This window comes from Streptomyces sp. NPDC043427, assembly GCF_056436655.1.
Map to the genome: position 1 here is coordinate 57,864 of NZ_JBWKCC010000031.1, position 15,777 is coordinate 73,640.

12 protein-coding genes are annotated in these 15,777 nt (G+C 69.1%); 2 read left to right on the forward strand and 10 right to left on the reverse strand.

What is annotated here, in order from left to right; genetic code table 11:
• The first annotated feature begins 47 nt into the window (after nucleotides 1-47).
• Nucleotides 48-3,533: a DNA-directed RNA polymerase subunit beta gene (rpoB, locus tag AC067M_RS35885; RefSeq protein WP_478701220.1), complete on the forward strand. Its 3,486-nt coding sequence runs from the start codon at nucleotides 48-50 to the stop codon at nucleotides 3,531-3,533.
• 104 nt (nucleotides 3,534-3,637) lie between these two features.
• Nucleotides 3,638-7,537, forward strand: coding sequence for a DNA-directed RNA polymerase subunit beta' (locus tag AC067M_RS35890; protein WP_478701221.1), 3,900 nt, complete (start codon nucleotides 3,638-3,640; stop codon nucleotides 7,535-7,537).
• Nucleotides 7,538-7,591: 54 nt separating this feature from the next.
• Here the strand turns inward: AC067M_RS35890 and AC067M_RS35895 are convergent, their stop codons facing one another.
• The 10 genes from AC067M_RS35895 to AC067M_RS35940 all read right to left on the reverse strand — a co-directional run bounded on the left by AC067M_RS35895 (nucleotide 7,592) and on the right by AC067M_RS35940 (nucleotide 15,761).
• On the reverse strand, nucleotides 7,592-7,846 hold the full coding sequence (locus AC067M_RS35895; RefSeq protein WP_478701222.1) for a hypothetical protein: 255 nt from the start codon (nucleotides 7,844-7,846) through the stop codon (nucleotides 7,592-7,594).
• Entirely contained in the window at nucleotides 7,843-8,079 is a 237-nt protein-coding gene (locus AC067M_RS35900) for a hypothetical protein (protein ID WP_478701223.1), read from the reverse strand. Before AC067M_RS35900 ends, AC067M_RS35895 begins: the two co-directional genes overlap by 4 nt.
• Nucleotides 8,080-8,103: 24 nt before the next feature.
• Nucleotides 8,104-8,985 carry a peptidoglycan-binding protein gene (locus AC067M_RS35905; protein ID WP_478701224.1) on the reverse strand — a complete coding sequence of 294 codons (882 nt, stop codon included), beginning with the start codon at nucleotides 8,983-8,985 and terminating at the stop codon, nucleotides 8,104-8,106.
• Between the two features lie 73 nt (nucleotides 8,986-9,058).
• Entirely contained in the window at nucleotides 9,059-9,472 is a 414-nt protein-coding gene (locus tag AC067M_RS35910; protein WP_478701225.1) for an ATP-binding protein, read from the reverse strand.
• 85 nt (nucleotides 9,473-9,557) lie between these two features.
• Nucleotides 9,558-10,280 carry a hypothetical protein gene (locus AC067M_RS35915; RefSeq protein WP_478701226.1) on the reverse strand — a complete coding sequence of 241 codons (723 nt, stop codon included), beginning with the start codon at nucleotides 10,278-10,280 and terminating at the stop codon, nucleotides 9,558-9,560.
• A complete protein-coding gene (locus AC067M_RS35920) occupies nucleotides 10,280-11,383 on the reverse strand; it encodes a hypothetical protein (protein WP_478701227.1) in 1,104 nt (367 codons plus the stop codon). Before AC067M_RS35920 ends, AC067M_RS35915 begins: the two co-directional genes overlap by 1 nt.
• Nucleotides 11,384-11,413: 30 nt before the next feature.
• The gene (locus AC067M_RS35925; protein ID WP_478701228.1) at nucleotides 11,414-12,436 is read right to left on the reverse strand and encodes a hypothetical protein; all 1,023 of its coding nucleotides are present in this window, start codon (nucleotides 12,434-12,436) and stop codon (nucleotides 11,414-11,416) included.
• 60 nt (nucleotides 12,437-12,496) lie between these two features.
• Nucleotides 12,497-13,714: a hypothetical protein gene (locus tag AC067M_RS35930; RefSeq protein WP_478701229.1), complete on the reverse strand. Its 1,218-nt coding sequence runs from the start codon at nucleotides 13,712-13,714 to the stop codon at nucleotides 12,497-12,499.
• A 48-nt stretch (nucleotides 13,715-13,762) separates the two neighbouring features.
• Nucleotides 13,763-14,836 (reverse strand): hypothetical protein, encoded by a 1,074-nt coding sequence (locus AC067M_RS35935; RefSeq protein ID WP_478701230.1) that lies wholly within the window; start codon nucleotides 14,834-14,836, stop codon nucleotides 13,763-13,765.
• Between the two features lie 4 nt (nucleotides 14,837-14,840).
• On the reverse strand, nucleotides 14,841-15,761 hold the full coding sequence (locus tag AC067M_RS35940; RefSeq protein ID WP_478701231.1) for a phage distal tail protein: 921 nt from the start codon (nucleotides 15,759-15,761) through the stop codon (nucleotides 14,841-14,843).
• Between the last annotated feature and the right edge of the window lie 16 nt (nucleotides 15,762-15,777).

The following is a 15,777-nucleotide window of genomic DNA, read 5'->3' on the forward strand; positions in this document are numbered from 1 at the left end:
GGGCCGGTACGCGCGTAGTGAGTCCGAGCCCTCGGAAGGACCCCCTCTTGGCCGCCTCGCGCAACGCCTCGATCGCGAATACGAACAACGCTGCCAGCACCGCCCCGCTGCGCATCTCCTTTGCAAAGATCAAGGAGCCCCTCGAGGTTCCCAACCTGCTCGCGCTGCAGACCGAGAGCTTTGACTGGCTGCTCGGAAACACCGCCTGGCAGAGTCGGGTCGAGGCGGCTCTGGAGTCCGGTCAGGACGTCCCCACCAAGTCCGGTCTGGAGGAGATCTTCGAGGAGATCTCTCCGATCGAGGACTTCTCCGGGTCGATGTCGCTGACGTTCCGCGACCACCGTTTCGAGCCGCCGAAGAACAGCATCGACGAGTGCAAGGAGCGCGACTTCACGTACGCCGCCCCGCTCTTCGTGACGGCCGAGTTCACCAACAACGAGACCGGCGAGATCAAGTCCCAGACGGTCTTCATGGGCGACTTCCCGCTCATGACCAACAAGGGCACCTTCGTCATCAACGGCACCGAGCGTGTCGTGGTGTCGCAGCTGGTTCGTTCGCCGGGTGTCTACTTCGATTCCAGCATCGACAAGACGTCCGACAAGGACATCTTCTCGGCCAAGGTCATCCCGTCCCGGGGTGCCTGGCTGGAGCTGGAGATCGACAAGCGCGACATGGTCGGTGTCCGCATCGACCGCAAGCGCAAGCAGTCCGTCACCGTCCTCCTGAAGGCGCTCGGCTGGACCACCGAGCAGATCCTCGAGGAGTTCGGCGAGTACGAGTCCATGCGCGCCACCCTGGAGAAGGACCACACCCAGGGGCAGGACGACGCGCTGCTCGACATCTACCGCAAGCTGCGTCCGGGCGAGCCCCCCACGCGTGAGGCCGCGCAGACGCTTTTGGAGAACCTGTACTTCAACCCCAAGCGATACGACCTGGCCAAGGTCGGCCGCTACAAGGTCAACAAGAAGCTGGGTGCGGAGGCTCCGCTCGACGCGGGCGTCCTGACCGTCGAGGACGTCATCTCGACGATCAAGTACCTGGTGAAGCTGCACGCGGGTGAGACCGAGACGACCGCCGACAGCGGTCAGACGATCGTCGTCGAGACCGACGACATCGACCACTTCGGCAACCGTCGTCTGCGCAGCGTCGGCGAGCTCATCCAGAACCAGGTCCGTACGGGTCTGGCGCGTATGGAGCGCGTCGTCCGCGAGCGCATGACGACTCAGGACGTCGAGGCGATCACGCCGCAGACGCTGATCAACATCCGGCCGGTCGTCGCCTCCATCAAGGAGTTCTTCGGCACCAGCCAGCTGTCGCAGTTCATGGACCAGAACAACCCGCTGTCGGGTCTCACCCACAAGCGCCGTCTGTCGGCTCTTGGCCCGGGTGGTCTCTCCCGTGAGCGGGCCGGCTTCGAGGTCCGTGACGTGCACCCGTCTCACTACGGCCGCATGTGCCCGATCGAGACGCCCGAAGGCCCCAACATCGGTCTGATCGGTTCGCTCGCCTCCTACGGCCGCGTCAACGCGTTCGGTTTCGTGGAGACGCCGTACCGCCGGGTCACCGACGGTGTCGTCACCGACGAGGTCGACTACCTGACGGCCGACGAGGAGGACCGCTTCGTCATCGCGCAGGCCAACGCCACGCTCAACGACGACATGCGCTTCGCCGAGAACCGCGTCCTGGTCCGCCGCCGTGGCGGTGAGGTCGACTACGTCGCCGGTGACGACGTGGACTACATGGACGTCTCGCCGCGCCAGATGGTGTCGGTCGCGACCGCCATGATCCCGTTCCTCGAGCACGACGACGCCAACCGTGCCCTCATGGGCGCGAACATGATGCGTCAGGCCGTGCCGCTCATCAAGTCCGAGTCCCCGCTCGTCGGCACCGGCATGGAGTACCGCTCCGCCGTCGACGCCGGCGACGTGGTCAAGGCCGAGAAGGCGGGTGTGGTCCAGGAGGTCTCCGCGGACTACATCACCACCGCCAACGACGACGGCACGTACATCACGTACCGGCTGGCCAAGTTCGCCCGCTCCAACCAGGGCACCTCGGTCAACCAGAAGGTCATCGTCAACGAGGGCGACCGGATCATCGAGGGCCAGGTCCTCGCCGACGGTCCGGCCACCCAGAACGGCGAGATGGCGCTCGGCAAGAACCTGCTGGTCGCGTTCATGCCGTGGGAGGGTCACAACTACGAGGACGCGATCATCCTGTCGCAGCGCCTCGTGCAGGACGACGTCCTCTCCTCGATCCACATCGAGGAGCACGAGGTCGACGCCCGTGACACCAAGCTCGGCCCCGAGGAGATCACCCGGGACATCCCGAACGTCTCCGAGGAGGTCCTCGCAGACCTCGACGAGCGCGGCATCATCCGTATCGGTGCCGAGGTCATCGCCGGTGACATCCTCGTCGGCAAGGTGACCCCGAAGGGTGAGACCGAGCTGACGCCGGAGGAGCGCCTGCTGCGCGCGATCTTCGGTGAGAAGGCCCGTGAGGTCCGTGACACCTCGCTGAAGGTGCCGCACGGCGAGACCGGCAAGGTCATCGGTGTGCGCGTCTTCGACCGCGAGGAGGGCGACGAGCTTCCCCCCGGTGTGAACCAGCTGGTGCGCGTGTACGTGGCGCAGAAGCGCAAGATCACCGACGGTGACAAGCTCGCCGGCCGTCACGGCAACAAGGGTGTCATCTCCAAGATCCTGCCCATCGAGGACATGCCGTTCCTCGAGGACGGGACCCCGGTCGACATCATCCTCAACCCGCTCGGTGTGCCGTCCCGAATGAACCCGGGACAGGTTCTGGAGATCCACCTCGGCTGGCTCGCCAGCCGTGGCTGGGACGTCTCCGGTCTCGCCGACGACTGGGCGCAGCGTCTGCAGGTCATCGGCGCCGACTCCGTCGCCCCCGGCACCAACGTCGCGACCCCGGTCTTCGACGGTGCCCGCGAGGACGAGCTCGCCGGTCTGCTCCAGCACACCATCCCGAACCGCGACGGCGAGCGCATGGTGCAGCCGACCGGCAAGGCGAGGCTGTTCGACGGCCGCTCCGGCGAGCCGTTCCCGGACCCGATCTCCATCGGGTACATGTACATCCTCAAGCTCCACCACCTGGTCGACGACAAGCTGCACGCCCGTTCGACCGGTCCGTACTCGATGATCACCCAGCAGCCGCTGGGTGGTAAGGCCCAGTTCGGTGGCCAGCGGTTCGGCGAGATGGAGGTGTGGGCGCTGGAGGCTTACGGCGCCGCTTACGCCCTTCAGGAGCTGCTGACCATCAAGTCCGACGACGTCACCGGCCGCGTGAAGGTCTACGAGGCCATCGTCAAGGGCGAGAACATCCCCGAACCCGGCATCCCCGAGTCCTTCAAGGTGCTCATCAAGGAGATGCAGTCCCTGTGCCTGAACGTGGAGGTGCTGTCCAGCGACGGTATGTCCATCGAGATGCGCGACACCGACGAGGACGTCTTCCGCGCTGCGGAGGAGCTCGGCATCGACCTGTCCCGGCGCGAGCCGAGCAGCGTCGAAGAGGTCTGACGGGAGTTCGGCGGGCCTTTGACCCACAAAGGCAAAGGCCCGCCGGCCCCGGGACCCCCGTTTCAGACCCCAAGACTTACAACCCTGAGAGGGATTGACGCATAGTGCTCGACGTCAACTTCTTCGACGAGCTCCGGATCGGTCTGGCCACCGCTGACGACATCCGTCAGTGGAGCCACGGCGAGGTCAAGAAGCCCGAGACCATCAACTACCGCACCCTCAAGCCCGAAAAGGACGGACTCTTCTGCGAGAAGATCTTCGGTCCGACCCGGGACTGGGAGTGCTACTGCGGCAAGTACAAGCGCGTCCGCTTCAAGGGCATCATCTGTGAGCGCTGCGGCGTCGAGGTCACTCGCGCCAAGGTGCGCCGTGAGCGGATGGGCCACATCGAGCTGGCCGCCCCCGTCACGCACATCTGGTACTTCAAGGGCGTCCCGAGCCGTCTGGGCTACCTGCTCGACCTGGCTCCCAAGGACCTCGAGAAGGTCATCTACTTCGCGGCGTACATGATCACGTACGTCGACGAGGAGCGCCGTACCCGCGACCTGCCCTCCCTGGAGGCGCACGTCTCCGTCGAGCGGCAGCAGATCGAGAACCGCCGCGACGCGGACCTCGAAGGCCGTGCCAAGAAGCTCGAGACCGACCTGGCCGAGCTCGAGGCCGAGGGTGCCAAGGCCGACGTGCGCCGCAAGGTGCGCGAGGGTGCCGAGCGCGAGATGAAGCAGCTGCGCGACCGCGCCCAGCGCGAGATCGACCGTCTCGACGAGGTGTGGACCCGCTTCAAGAACCTCAAGGTCCAGGACCTCGAGGGCGACGAGCTCCTCTACCGCGAGCTGCGTGACCGCTTCGGCACGTACTTCGACGGTTCGATGGGTGCCGCGGCGCTGCAGAAGCGCCTGGAGTCCTTCGACCTCGACGAGGAGGCCGAGCGCCTCCGCGAGATCATCCGTACCGGCAAGGGCCAGAAGAAGACCCGTGCGCTGAAGCGGCTGAAGGTCGTGTCTGCCTTCCTGCAGACCTCCAACAGCCCCAAGGGCATGGTCCTCGACTGCGTCCCGGTCATCCCGCCGGACCTTCGCCCGATGGTGCAGCTGGACGGTGGCCGCTTCGCGACCTCCGACCTGAACGACCTGTACCGCCGTGTGATCAACCGGAACAACCGACTGAAGCGCCTTCTCGACCTCGGTGCGCCCGAGATCATCGTGAACAACGAGAAGCGCATGCTCCAAGAGGCCGTCGACGCGCTGTTCGACAACGGTCGTCGTGGTCGCCCGGTCACCGGTCCCGGTAACCGCCCGCTGAAGTCCCTCAGCGACATGCTGAAGGGCAAGCAGGGTCGATTCCGTCAGAACCTGCTCGGTAAGCGTGTGGACTACTCCGCGCGTTCCGTGATCGTCGTCGGTCCGCAGCTGAAGCTGCACCAGTGCGGTCTGCCGAAGGCGATGGCGCTGGAGCTGTTCAAGCCGTTCGTGATGAAGCGTCTGGTCGACCTGAACCACGCGCAGAACATCAAGAGCGCCAAGCGCATGGTGGAGCGCGGCCGCACGGTCGTGTACGACGTCCTCGAAGAGGTCATCGCCGAGCACCCGGTTCTGCTGAACCGTGCTCCCACCCTGCACCGCCTCGGCATCCAGGCCTTCGAGCCGCAGCTGGTCGAGGGCAAGGCCATCCAGATCCACCCGCTCGTCTGCACCGCGTTCAACGCGGACTTCGACGGTGACCAGATGGCCGTGCACCTGCCGCTGTCCGCGGAGGCGCAGGCCGAGGCCCGCATCCTGATGCTGTCCTCGAACAACATCCTCAAGCCGGCCGACGGCCGTCCGGTGACGATGCCGACCCAGGACATGGTCCTCGGTCTGTTCTTCCTCACCACCGACGGCGAGATGCGCGAGGTGAAGGGCGAGGAGCGTTCCTTCTCCTCCGTCGCCGAGGCGATCATGGCGTTCGACGCCGGTGAGCTCTCGCTGCAGTCGCGCGTGGACATCCGCTTCCCGGTGGGCACCATCCCGCCGCGCGGCTGGACCCCGCCGGCGCAGGAGGAGGGCGAGCCCGAGTGGACGCAGGGTGACTCGTTCCGTCTGCGGACGACCCTGGGCCGTGCGCTCTTCAACGAGCTGCTGCCCGAGGACTACCCGTTCGTCGACTACGAGGTCGGCAAGAAGCAGCTCTCCGAGATCGTCAACGACCTCGCCGAGCGGTACCCCAAGGTCATCGTGGCGGCGACGCTCGACAACCTGAAGGCGTCCGGCTTCTACTGGGCCACCCGTTCCGGCGTCACCGTGGCCATCTCCGACGTCGTCGTTCCCGAGGCGAAGAAGGAGATCGTCCGCGGCTACGAGGCGCAGGACGAGAAGGTCCAGAAGCAGTACGAGCGCGGTCTGATCACCAAGGACGAGCGCACGCAGGAGCTCATCGCGATCTGGACCAAGGCGACCAACGAGGTCGCCGAGGCGATGAACGACAACTTCCCGAAGACCAACCCGATCTTCATGATGGTGAACTCGGGTGCACGAGGCAACATGATGCAGATGCGTCAGATCGCCGGTATGCGTGGTCTTGTGTCGAACGCGAAGAACGAGACGATCCCGCGGCCCATCAAGGCGTCGTTCCGTGAGGGTCTCTCCGTGCTGGAGTACTTCATCTCCACGCACGGTGCCCGTAAGGGTCTCGCGGACACCGCCCTGCGTACCGCCGACTCGGGTTACCTCACCCGTCGTCTGGTGGACGTGTCGCAGGACGTCATCATCCGCGAGGAGGACTGCGGCACCGAGCGCGGTCTGCGGCTCTCCATCGCCGAGCGCGGCGCCGACGGCGTCCTGCGCAAGGCGGACGACGTCGAGACGTCCGTGTACGCGCGCTGCCTCGCCGAGGACATCGTCGTCGACGGCAAGGTGCTGGCCCCGGCCGGCACCGACCTCGGTGACGTGCTCATCGACGAGCTGGTCAAGAACGGCGTCTCGGAGGTCAAGACCCGCTCGGTCCTGACCTGCGAGTCCGCCGTCGGCACCTGCGCCATGTGCTACGGCCGTTCGCTGGCCACCGGCAAGCTGGTCGACATCGGTGAGGCGGTCGGCATCATCGCCGCCCAGTCCATCGGTGAGCCCGGTACCCAGCTGACGATGCGTACCTTCCACACCGGTGGTGTGGCCGGTGACGACATCACCCAGGGTCTGCCGCGTGTCGTCGAGCTCTTCGAGGCCCGTACCCCGAAGGGTGTCGCCCCGATCTCCGAGGCCCAGGGCCGCATCCGGATCGAGGAGACCGAGAAGACCAAGAAGATCGTCGTCACCCCGGACGACGGCAGCGACGAGACGGCGTTCCCGATCTCGAAGCGTGCCCGACTCCTGGTCAGCGAGGGCGAGCACGTCGAGGTGGGCCAGAAGCTCACCGTGGGTGCCACCAACCCGCACGACGTGCTGCGGATCCTCGGTCAGCGCGCGGTCCAGGTCCACCTGGTCGGCGAGGTCCAGAAGGTCTACAACTCGCAGGGTGTGTCGATCCACGACAAGCACATCGAGATCATCATCCGCCAGATGCTGCGCCGTGTGACGATCATCGAGTCGGGCGACGCGGAGCTGCTGCCCGGCGAGCTGGTCGAGCGCTCGAAGTTCGAGACCGAGAACCGTCGTGTGGTCCAGGAAGGCGGCCACCCGGCCTCCGGCCGTCCGCAGCTGATGGGTATCACCAAGGCCTCGCTGGCGACCGAGTCGTGGCTGTCGGCGGCGTCCTTCCAGGAGACGACCAGGGTCCTCACGGACGCGGCGATCAACGCCAAGTCCGACTCCCTGATCGGCCTCAAGGAGAACGTCATCATCGGTAAGCTCATCCCGGCCGGTACGGGTCTGTCCCGCTACCGCAACATCCGGGTCGAGCCGACCGAGGAAGCCAAGGCCGCGATGTACTCGGCCGTCGGCTACGACGACATCGACTACTCGCCGTTCGGCACGGGCTCCGGCCAGGCCGTTCCGCTGGAGGACTACGACTACGGTCCGTACAACCAGTAAGCGAGCGATCGCTCGAAGGGCGGCCACCCGCAGGGGTGGCCGCCCTTCGGCGTGTCAGCGGCCGGTCAGTTCCCACATCGCCACGGCCGCCGTCGCCATGGCGGCCAGGGCGCCGATGCTGGTGACCGGCCAGCGGGAGCGTTCCAGCGCGTCGAGGCGCTGTTCGTGGTCGGCGAGCTGCTTGTCGGTCTGGTCGCTGCGCTGGACCAGCAGCGCGAGCTGTCCGTCGGCGCGGGCGAAGCCGGCCTCGACGGTGCCGCGCAGGCGTTCGAGTTCGACGGCGACGACGGCCGGGTCGGATTCGTTCACGCGTTGCTCTTTTCGCTGTGCGGTGTGTCCGTGCGCAGCCACGCGGGCAGCAGGGCCTGTACGCCGGACAGGGCCATGACGCGGGTCAGGGCGCCGGCCGCCGCCAGGGCCCCGGCGACCCAGGGCAGGGTCTCCGGGAGGCCCACGGCGTCGACGACCGCCGGCAGCAGGACGCACAGGCCGACAGCGGTTTGCAGGACGGTGCGGAGGGTCCGCTTCGTGGCCTCTGACATGGGGTACCTCGCAGGGTTCGGTGATCAGGAGCTGTACGGGACCTTCAGCGCCGCCCAGGACTTGGCGCCGGGCCAGCCGTCGGCGGAGGCGCCGGTGTAGCCGAGCCTGCGCTGCCACTTGGCGTAGCTGCGCCGGTCGGCGTCGGTCCACTGGGGGCCTGGGCCCGAGGTGTAGGCGGAGCAGCCGACGGCGACCAGGCGTCTGCCCATGGCGGTGACGATCTCTGAGCGGGGGTTCTTCCTGAACCACTCGGCGCCGGGGAAGGGCTGGTACCGCGGGCCGGTGGGCCCCGGGGCCGGGCCGGTCGGCTTCGCGGTCAGGCGCGCGGCGATGCGGGCGCGCAGGTCGGACATGGCGAAGCCGCGCGGGTCGATCTTGGCGCTGGTCCACTCCTTGTGGCCGATCACGGAGTTGGCGCTCCAGCCGTGCGCCCGGCACAGGGCGGCGGAGGTCCGCGCGATGGCGTCGAGCTGGGCCTCGGGCCACGGGTCCTTGCCGTCGCCGAGGTTGACGCACTCGAAGCCGTAGAAGTGGGCATTGCCGTCGGTGGTGGACCGGTTCGGGGCGGGCAGTACGGCGCGCTCGGCGGTGACCGCGGCGAGGACGTCGGGGTCGCCGACGCCGGCGTGGTTGGCGCGGCCGTTGCCGACGAGGTGGACCGTGCCGTCCTTGGCGATCACGCCGTGGCAGAGAGGGCCGGGCAGGGCGGAGTGGCCGTTGAAGCAGAGGCTGACGCTGGACGCGGTGCCGGAGGTGACGGTGTGATGGATCATCACGCCGTTGAGCGGGCCCCAACTTCCCTTGTGGTTGCGGTTGTGGGTGCGCCATCCGGCGTGTTCGACGACGGTGACGCCCTCGGCCCGCAGGGCGGACACGAGGGCGTCGGCGGACAGGGGTCTGGCCATGAGTGGTGCCTCCCGGGCATGAGAAAACCCCGGCCGGTCGGGCGGCTCGGGGTGCGGGTGTGAAGCGAAGGGGTCAGACGGCGGAGGCGGTGCCGCCCTCCGGTTCCGGTTCCGGCTCCGGCTCGCCGTCCGCCGTCCACCGGGCGCACAGGTTGACGTACGCCTCCGTGTTGGCCTGGAAGTCGGCGATCGCGGCGGCGACGGCACGCGGTACGGCCGTCGGGTCGGGAGCGACCGGGTCGGTGCCGACGGGCTCGACGCCGATCCGTCCGTAGCCGCGCAGCACGGCGCCGTTGGTGCCGGTCTCGGTGAACTGGGCGGTGACGCTGACGGGCGCGTGGCGGCCGGTGAGCGGGTCGGGCGTGATGATGCTGCTGAGGCTGGTGTCGGTGACATTGATGTAGACGGTGTGGCCGTCCTCGGTGAGGGTGGCGCGGCCGGCGTAGTCGATCGCGATGCCCCAGGGCTGGGTGGGGTCGATGTCCATGGGTTCCTCCGATGCTGTGGGCACTAGGGTCTTTCGTTCGGATCAGGCCGGACCCCGCGAGCCCGGCATGATCCAAACGAGAGGCCTAGGTGGTCTGGAGGCCGTACATGATCCGCGGCTGGGCGTAGACCGTGCCGGTGCCCGAGGCGACGCGGGCCTGGATCTCGAACTTGAGCAGGTTGCCGAAGGAGGCGTTGAAGTTGGTCACGACGAAGCCGGTGTAGTCGAACGCCTCAGGAGCCGTGACGGTGCCACCCCACTGGGTGTCGTTGACCATGACCCGGACCTCTCCGGTGGCGCCGGAGGACACCGAGGTGGAGATGTACATCCGCATCTTCGGCTGCCACAGCGGGTTCCAGGACCGGGCGACGGTCGACCAGCCGGAGGACGTGGTACGCGGCCAGCGCTCCAGGGCCGTGTCGGTCGGCATCGTCATCGACAGCCACGGGCGGGCCAGGCCGCCGGTGTCGACGTCGTCGGCGAAGATCTCCTTGCCGTTGCGGTCCCAGATGCGCAGCGGTTGCTGCGAGGTGGCGGTGCCGTCGCCGTTGTGCAGGCTCAGGGCCATGGAGCCGGTCTGGCGGCGGATGGCCAGGCCGTACTCCTCGCCGGACCAGGCGCCGACCGCGAACACGGCCGGACCGCCCTCCGGCGGCCATACGGTGAGATAGCCGCCGTCGCTGATCTCCACTCCGCCCTTGGACACCTTGTTGAGGGCGGGCCGGGTGTTGACGGCGGTGGACAGCTGCTGGATCCGGCGTTCCATCGCGGTCAGCCGGTCGATGATGTCCTCGGGGAGCTGGGGCATCAGGCCTCCTCCAGGTAGAGCTCGGCGGTGTCGGGGCGGCCGCGCTGCGACGGGCTGACCTTGACGCCGATGATCCGGTAGCGGTGGTTCAGTCCCTCGGTGAACCACTCGTCGGTGATGCGGATGCGGACGGACCGGCCGAGCAGGGCGGGCGGCACCAGGTCGTCGAGGCGGACGGTGATCTCGGGGATCACCACCGCCCCGGTGGCCTCGGCCAGTTCGGCCTTGGCCAGGGACAGCAGGGTGGGGATGTCGGACACCTCGTTGTGGTCCGAGGACAGGTCGATGCGCGGGTAGCCCGCGTTGATCAGCTCCGTGGCCTCGGGGGCGTCGGCGAAGAGCGGGCGGGACTCGGCGGCCTGGTTGGAGTTGTCCGTGGCGCCGCGCGCCCGGGCGGTGGTGCCGCCGCGGGTGGCGTCGCGCGGGAAGGAGTACGCCAGGATGTTGCCCGGCCGGTCCATGACCAGGTCGGTGGTCCCGGTGTTGATCTTCGGGCTGCCCAGGCGCAGCCGGCGCACCCGTTGGCCGGTGGACGGGTCGCGGTAGACGGCGATGTGGTGCTCGAATCCGGGCTCCACGGCGGCCATCGCGTCGATCGCCTCCAGGTAGATCGTCTCGTCGCCGTTGCGCCAGTTGCCCGAGCGGACCTCCTTCGAGGTCTCGTCGCCGTAGGTGACGCCGATGTCGCTGCCGGGCAGGGCGGTCTGCATGTAGGTCCACACGGCGCGGACCACGGCCAGCGGGTCCTGGTTCTTGTAGTAGAGGTTCTCGCGGATGCGGCGGCGGGCCGCGTACGACTCGAAGGTGGCCGCCTGGATGCCGAGGGTGAGCACGCCCCGGTCGTCGCTCTGGAGGGTGCTGGTCCAGACGATGCCGCCCCACCACAGGTCGTTGCCGCGCTGGAGGTAGACCGCGGTGCGGCCCTCCTCGATGCGGCGGACCCGGGCGGCCATCGCCGCGTCGGGCACGGGGATGGTGCCGGAGAGGGATCCGGGTTTGCCGATGTAGTCGTCGACGGTGACGTCCCGCAGCGGCAGGATGTCGATGGTGGTGTCCTCGCGCAGATCGCAGAAGATCGCGCGGTACGGGGTGTTGGTGGTCATACGGCGGTCAGCTCCTGGTCGGGACGGCGGTCACAGCACGAAGCAGGCGGAGAGCCGCAGGGTGTTGCCGACCTGGATGACACCGCTCGTGGACCAGGTGAGCAGGTACACCGTGCCGTCGGTGTTGATCCGGATGCCGCCGTCGGCGTACCCGTCGGTGGCGGAGGTGTAGGTGTCGCTGGCGGGCCGCCAGCCGGCGGGCAGGGTGCAGACCAGCTCGTCGGGCACGTTGCCCGGGCTGGGGGTGCCGGCCGCCGTGGCGGTGAGGCTGCTGGTGGTGCGGACGAGGCTGACGGAGAAGGAGCACACACCGCGGGTGCGGCGGGCGCTGTACGAGCTCAGCGCCCAGTTGCCGGACGCGGTGACCCCCGTGGTGGTGGTCTCCACGGCGACCGGCGCCTGGTAGTCCGCCCACGCGGAGCCGGTCCAGCGCTGCAGGACCCCGTTGTTGTCGCGGTACTGGCCCGGGTAGGCGCCGGTGGCGGTGTCCGTGGTGACGGGCAGGATGCCGCCGACGGAGACCGTGGCGGTACGGCGGCCGGTGAGCGCGGAGGTCCAGACGATGGGGTTGGTGCCCGCGCTCGCCCCCTTCGGTACCGCGACCTCGTACAGCGGGAGGGCGAGCGCGGGTGTGGCGGGGGCGGTCGGGGTGGCGGCCGGGGTGCCCTTGACGATCTCGACGGCGGCCTCGGTGCGGCCGGAGCCGTCGTAGGGGTCGTCGTACACGCGCAGGACGACCAGGTCGATGCGGCCGTACTGGGCGTCGCCGTCGTCGAAGGTGAGGGTCAGGTACTCGGTCAGCGCGACCGGGTAGGCGCCCCGGGCGTCCGGGCCCTGGAGGACGGCACGGCCCGGACTGACGGTGGCGCTCATGGTGCCAGTGGTGCCGGTCACTGTGAACCCGGAGATGCGGGACTGGCCGTCGGAGGATCCCGGCAGGATGCCGGAGCGGGTGGCGACGGGCGAGGTCGGGGTGAGCGTGCCGAGCGGGACGACCCGGGTGTCCTCCAGGGACTGGCCGTCGGGGGAGAGCCAGCCGGAACGTACGGGCATGGTCGACTCCTTTCGGAAGAGCGGAAGTTCGGGTGGATGCAGGCGATCGCTCGCCCGGGGTCAGGAGGAGGCGGCCTCGTAGCTGCCGTGGATGGTCAGCACGTCGCCTGCGCCCCAGGTGAACGGCGCCGCCTTGTCCCACACGACCCCGTTGGTCTTGAGGGCGTCGCGCACCCGCCAGACCATGCCGCCGTTCGCCGTCGACAGCTGTCCGGCGCCCTGGTACGTGAGGAGCGCCGAGACGTCGTGCGCCTCCGCGGTCATGAACCGTCCGTCCAGCTTCCAGGCGGTGGACACCGGCGCGACCGGCAGGGAGAACATCCAGTCGCCGTTGGCGTCCTGGGCGCTCAGGTTGGTCGTCGAGCCGATCTTGAGATAGATCCGCACATGGATGACGTTGCCGGTCTTCACGTACGACCCGGCCAGCGTGCCGTTGCCGATGCCGGGCGCCGTGCCGTTCTCGCAGCGCCAGACCGGGGTGTAGTCGGTCCAGTTGGCGACCGGCTGGTACGACACCCAGGCCGAGCCGTTCCAGCGCTGGAGCACTCCGGAGGAGCTGTCGCGGTACTGGCCGGTGTAGCTGGCGGTGGTGACCGCGCCGGCCGGAGCGATGCCGCCCAGGGCGCTCGGGTAGGAGACCCAGGCGGAACCGTCCCAGCGCTGGAGGGCGCCGCCGGAGTCGCGGTACTGGCCCGGGTAGGCGCCGTTGCCGGTGTCGCCGTAAGCCGGGAGGATGCCGCCGATCGCTACGGTGGTGGAGCGCAGGTCCGTCACGTCGTTGTTCCAGTTGATGCCGCCCTTGCCGGCGCTGATCCCGGCCCGGACGGTGACCCGGTAGATCGGCAGGGCGATGTCCGGGAGCGGCGGCGGGGTCGGGTTGGCGTTCGCCTGGCCCTTGATGATCTCCAGGGAGGCCGTGGACTGCGTGGAGCCGTCGTAGAGCTTGTCGGAGATCTTCACGACGACGAGGTCGATGCGGTCGTTGGCCTCGCCGTCGGCGAAGGTGAGGGACTGCGGTTCGGGGAGGGTGACGGGGTAGGCGCCCTGGTTGCTGTCGGCCTGGACGACGGCCCGGCCCTCGTGGACCTTGGCCGTCATGGTGCCCCCGCCGCCCTCCATCCAGAAGCCGGAGAGGCGGTACTGGCCGTCGTAGGAACCGGGGAGGATGCCGGAGCGGACCTCCAGGGGGTTGGTCGGGGTGGTCGCGCCGAGCTGGGTCAGGCGGGTGTCCTCGCGGGTCTGACCGGTCTCGGCCAGCCATGAGCTGCGCAGGTTCATCTGCTGGTCTCCTGTGATCTCCGGAAGGTACGGGGGTGGCGAGAGCGGTCAGGACCTGAGCCACTCCGCTGTGAGGTTGGTGGCGTAGCCGGAGCCGCCGAGGGTGGTGAGTGTGGCGCCGGAGTTCTGCAGCCCGTAGAGCGCGAGCTTGTCGCCGGCCGCCAGCTTCAGCAGGCAGCTGCCGCCGACGCTGGTCGCGCCCGGTCCCGCGCCGACGAGCCAGGTGCCGCGCGGGACACCGGAGCCGTTGACGTACACGCGCGCGCCGCGCGATCCGGTGGTGGACTCGGTGAACCAGGTGATCGCGCAGGTCACCCGCCACCAGCCGGCCCTCGGCACGGTGTAGGTGTTGGACCCGGCCCAGCCGGCCGCGTCGTCCGCGTCAGTGGACTGCATGGTGATCTGCGTCCACGGGCCGGTGGGCACGGACTGTGCCGTGGTCTGCGAGACGCTGAGCAGGACGGTCGAACGGCCCTCGGCGTACTGCCAGGCGGTGCCGTTCCAGCGCTGGAGCAGACCGGCGGAGTCCTCGCGGTACTGACCCACGTAGGCGCCGCTGAAGCCCTCGGCCGGGACGATGCCGCCGAGCGCCACGGTCGGGTAGCGCAGGCTGACGACCGCGGTGTCCCAGACCAGGCTGTTGGAGCCGGCCGACGCCTTGGCGGGCACCGTGATCCGGTACAGCGGCAGGGAGCTGCCGTCGGGGCTGGTGGGCGCCACGGGCGTGGCCGCGGGGGTGCCCTTGACCAGACGGACCTGTGCCGCGGTGTCCAGGGTGCCGTCGTAGACGCTGTCCAGGACGACCAGTTCGACCAGGTCGATCCGGCTGTACAGGGAGTCGCCGTCGGGCACGGTCAGGGTCTCCGGCTCGGTCACCGCCACCGGGTAGACGCCCTGGCCGGTCCGGCCGCCCTGGACGAAGGCACGGCCGGTGCCGATGGTGAAGGTCATGCTCCCGGTGGTGCCGGTGAGCGCGAAGCCACCGGGGACGATGCCGCCGCGCGCCTTGAGCGGGATGTTCTCCGCGACCAGGGCGTTCGGGGTGAGCAGGCCGGACAGGGTGACGCGGGTGTCTTCCCGGGTCTGGCCGGTCTCGGTGAGCCAGGCGGTTCGTACAGTCATGTGATCACCACTCCGCGTCGCGCCAGCGGACCGTCATCCGGGCGCCGGTGTCGAAGGTGTCCGGACGGAACGCCAGCTGGGCGCGGCCGGGTTCGAAGGCGAACAGTTCCTCGGGGTTGCTGTCCGCCGCGGCCGTGTCACGCCGGGAGGCGGTGCTGTTGAGGGTGACCGTGCCGGCGGCGGTGTCGACCACGAGCTCGTCGCCGTCGGCGAGGGTGATCTCGTAGCGCAGCCGGCGGCCGGAGGTGCGGTCGGTCACCGTCGGGTTGGCGCACGGGCCGGTGAAGGTGATCACCGGATGCGTGGGCGCGGAGCCGGAGTTGGCGGCGAGCACGTCCCCGGTGGAGGCCGACTGGCCCCAGTACAGCGGCCAGGTCAGCGGCCAGGTCAGACCGCTCTCCGGCTGCGGGGCGCCGGTGACCGCGCTCTGCTCGGTGACCGAGTAGCGGCGCGGGTCGGTGGCGTACCACTGCACGGACGCCCTGGCCACGCCCTGCGTGGTGTACGTGCGGTCCGCGGCCAGGACGCGCTGGCTGACCCGGGCCCGCACGGCCAGGGTCTCGCCGTGCAGCCGCACCGCCAGCCAGCGCTCCGCGTCGCCGAGCAGCAGCGCCTGGCGCAGGGCGCGCATCGCGGACAGCGAGGACTCGGTGCTGTCCTCCGACGGTACGGTCCACACCGTGCCGCCGATCTTGCGGGGCCGGGCGTAGCGGGCGCCCGGCCAGGCGCCGTGCGCGGTGGGGTGGTCGGCGTCCGAGGTGTCGTACTCGGGCAGGTCCTCCCAGCCGCTCAGTCCGCCGCGGTCGATCTCGTAGGGGGTGCCGGGACCCAACAGAAGTCCGGCCCACTGCATCTGCCCGTCGCGGGTGATGAGTGAGCCGGGTGCGGTGTCCTCGGTGTATGCGGTTGTGGTCGTCTCGGCCATGGGGCCGTCACCTCAC

What these genes read in the sequence shown, in the direction of transcription:
- AC067M_RS35900 (WP_478701223.1), bottom strand. Translation starts at nt 8,079, where the DNA reads ATGTCAGAGGCCACGAAGCGGACCCTCCGCACCGTCCTGCAAACCGCT.
- AC067M_RS35905 (WP_478701224.1), bottom strand. Translation starts at nt 8,985, where the DNA reads ATGGCCAGACCCCTGTCCGCCGACGCCCTCGTGTCCGCCCTGCGGGCC.
- AC067M_RS35910 (WP_478701225.1), bottom strand. Translation starts at nt 9,472, where the DNA reads ATGGACATCGACCCCACCCAGCCCTGGGGCATCGCGATCGACTACGCC.
- AC067M_RS35915 (WP_478701226.1), bottom strand. Translation starts at nt 10,280, where the DNA reads ATGCCCCAGCTCCCCGAGGACATCATCGACCGGCTGACCGCGATGGAA.
- AC067M_RS35920 (WP_478701227.1), bottom strand. Translation starts at nt 11,383, where the DNA reads ATGACCACCAACACCCCGTACCGCGCGATCTTCTGCGATCTGCGCGAG.
- AC067M_RS35925 (WP_478701228.1), bottom strand. Translation starts at nt 12,436, where the DNA reads ATGCCCGTACGTTCCGGCTGGCTCTCCCCCGACGGCCAGTCCCTGGAG.
- AC067M_RS35930 (WP_478701229.1), bottom strand. Translation starts at nt 13,714, where the DNA reads ATGAACCTGCGCAGCTCATGGCTGGCCGAGACCGGTCAGACCCGCGAG.
- AC067M_RS35935 (WP_478701230.1), bottom strand. Translation starts at nt 14,836, where the DNA reads ATGACTGTACGAACCGCCTGGCTCACCGAGACCGGCCAGACCCGGGAA.
- AC067M_RS35940 (WP_478701231.1), bottom strand. Translation starts at nt 15,761, where the DNA reads ATGGCCGAGACGACCACAACCGCATACACCGAGGACACCGCACCCGGC.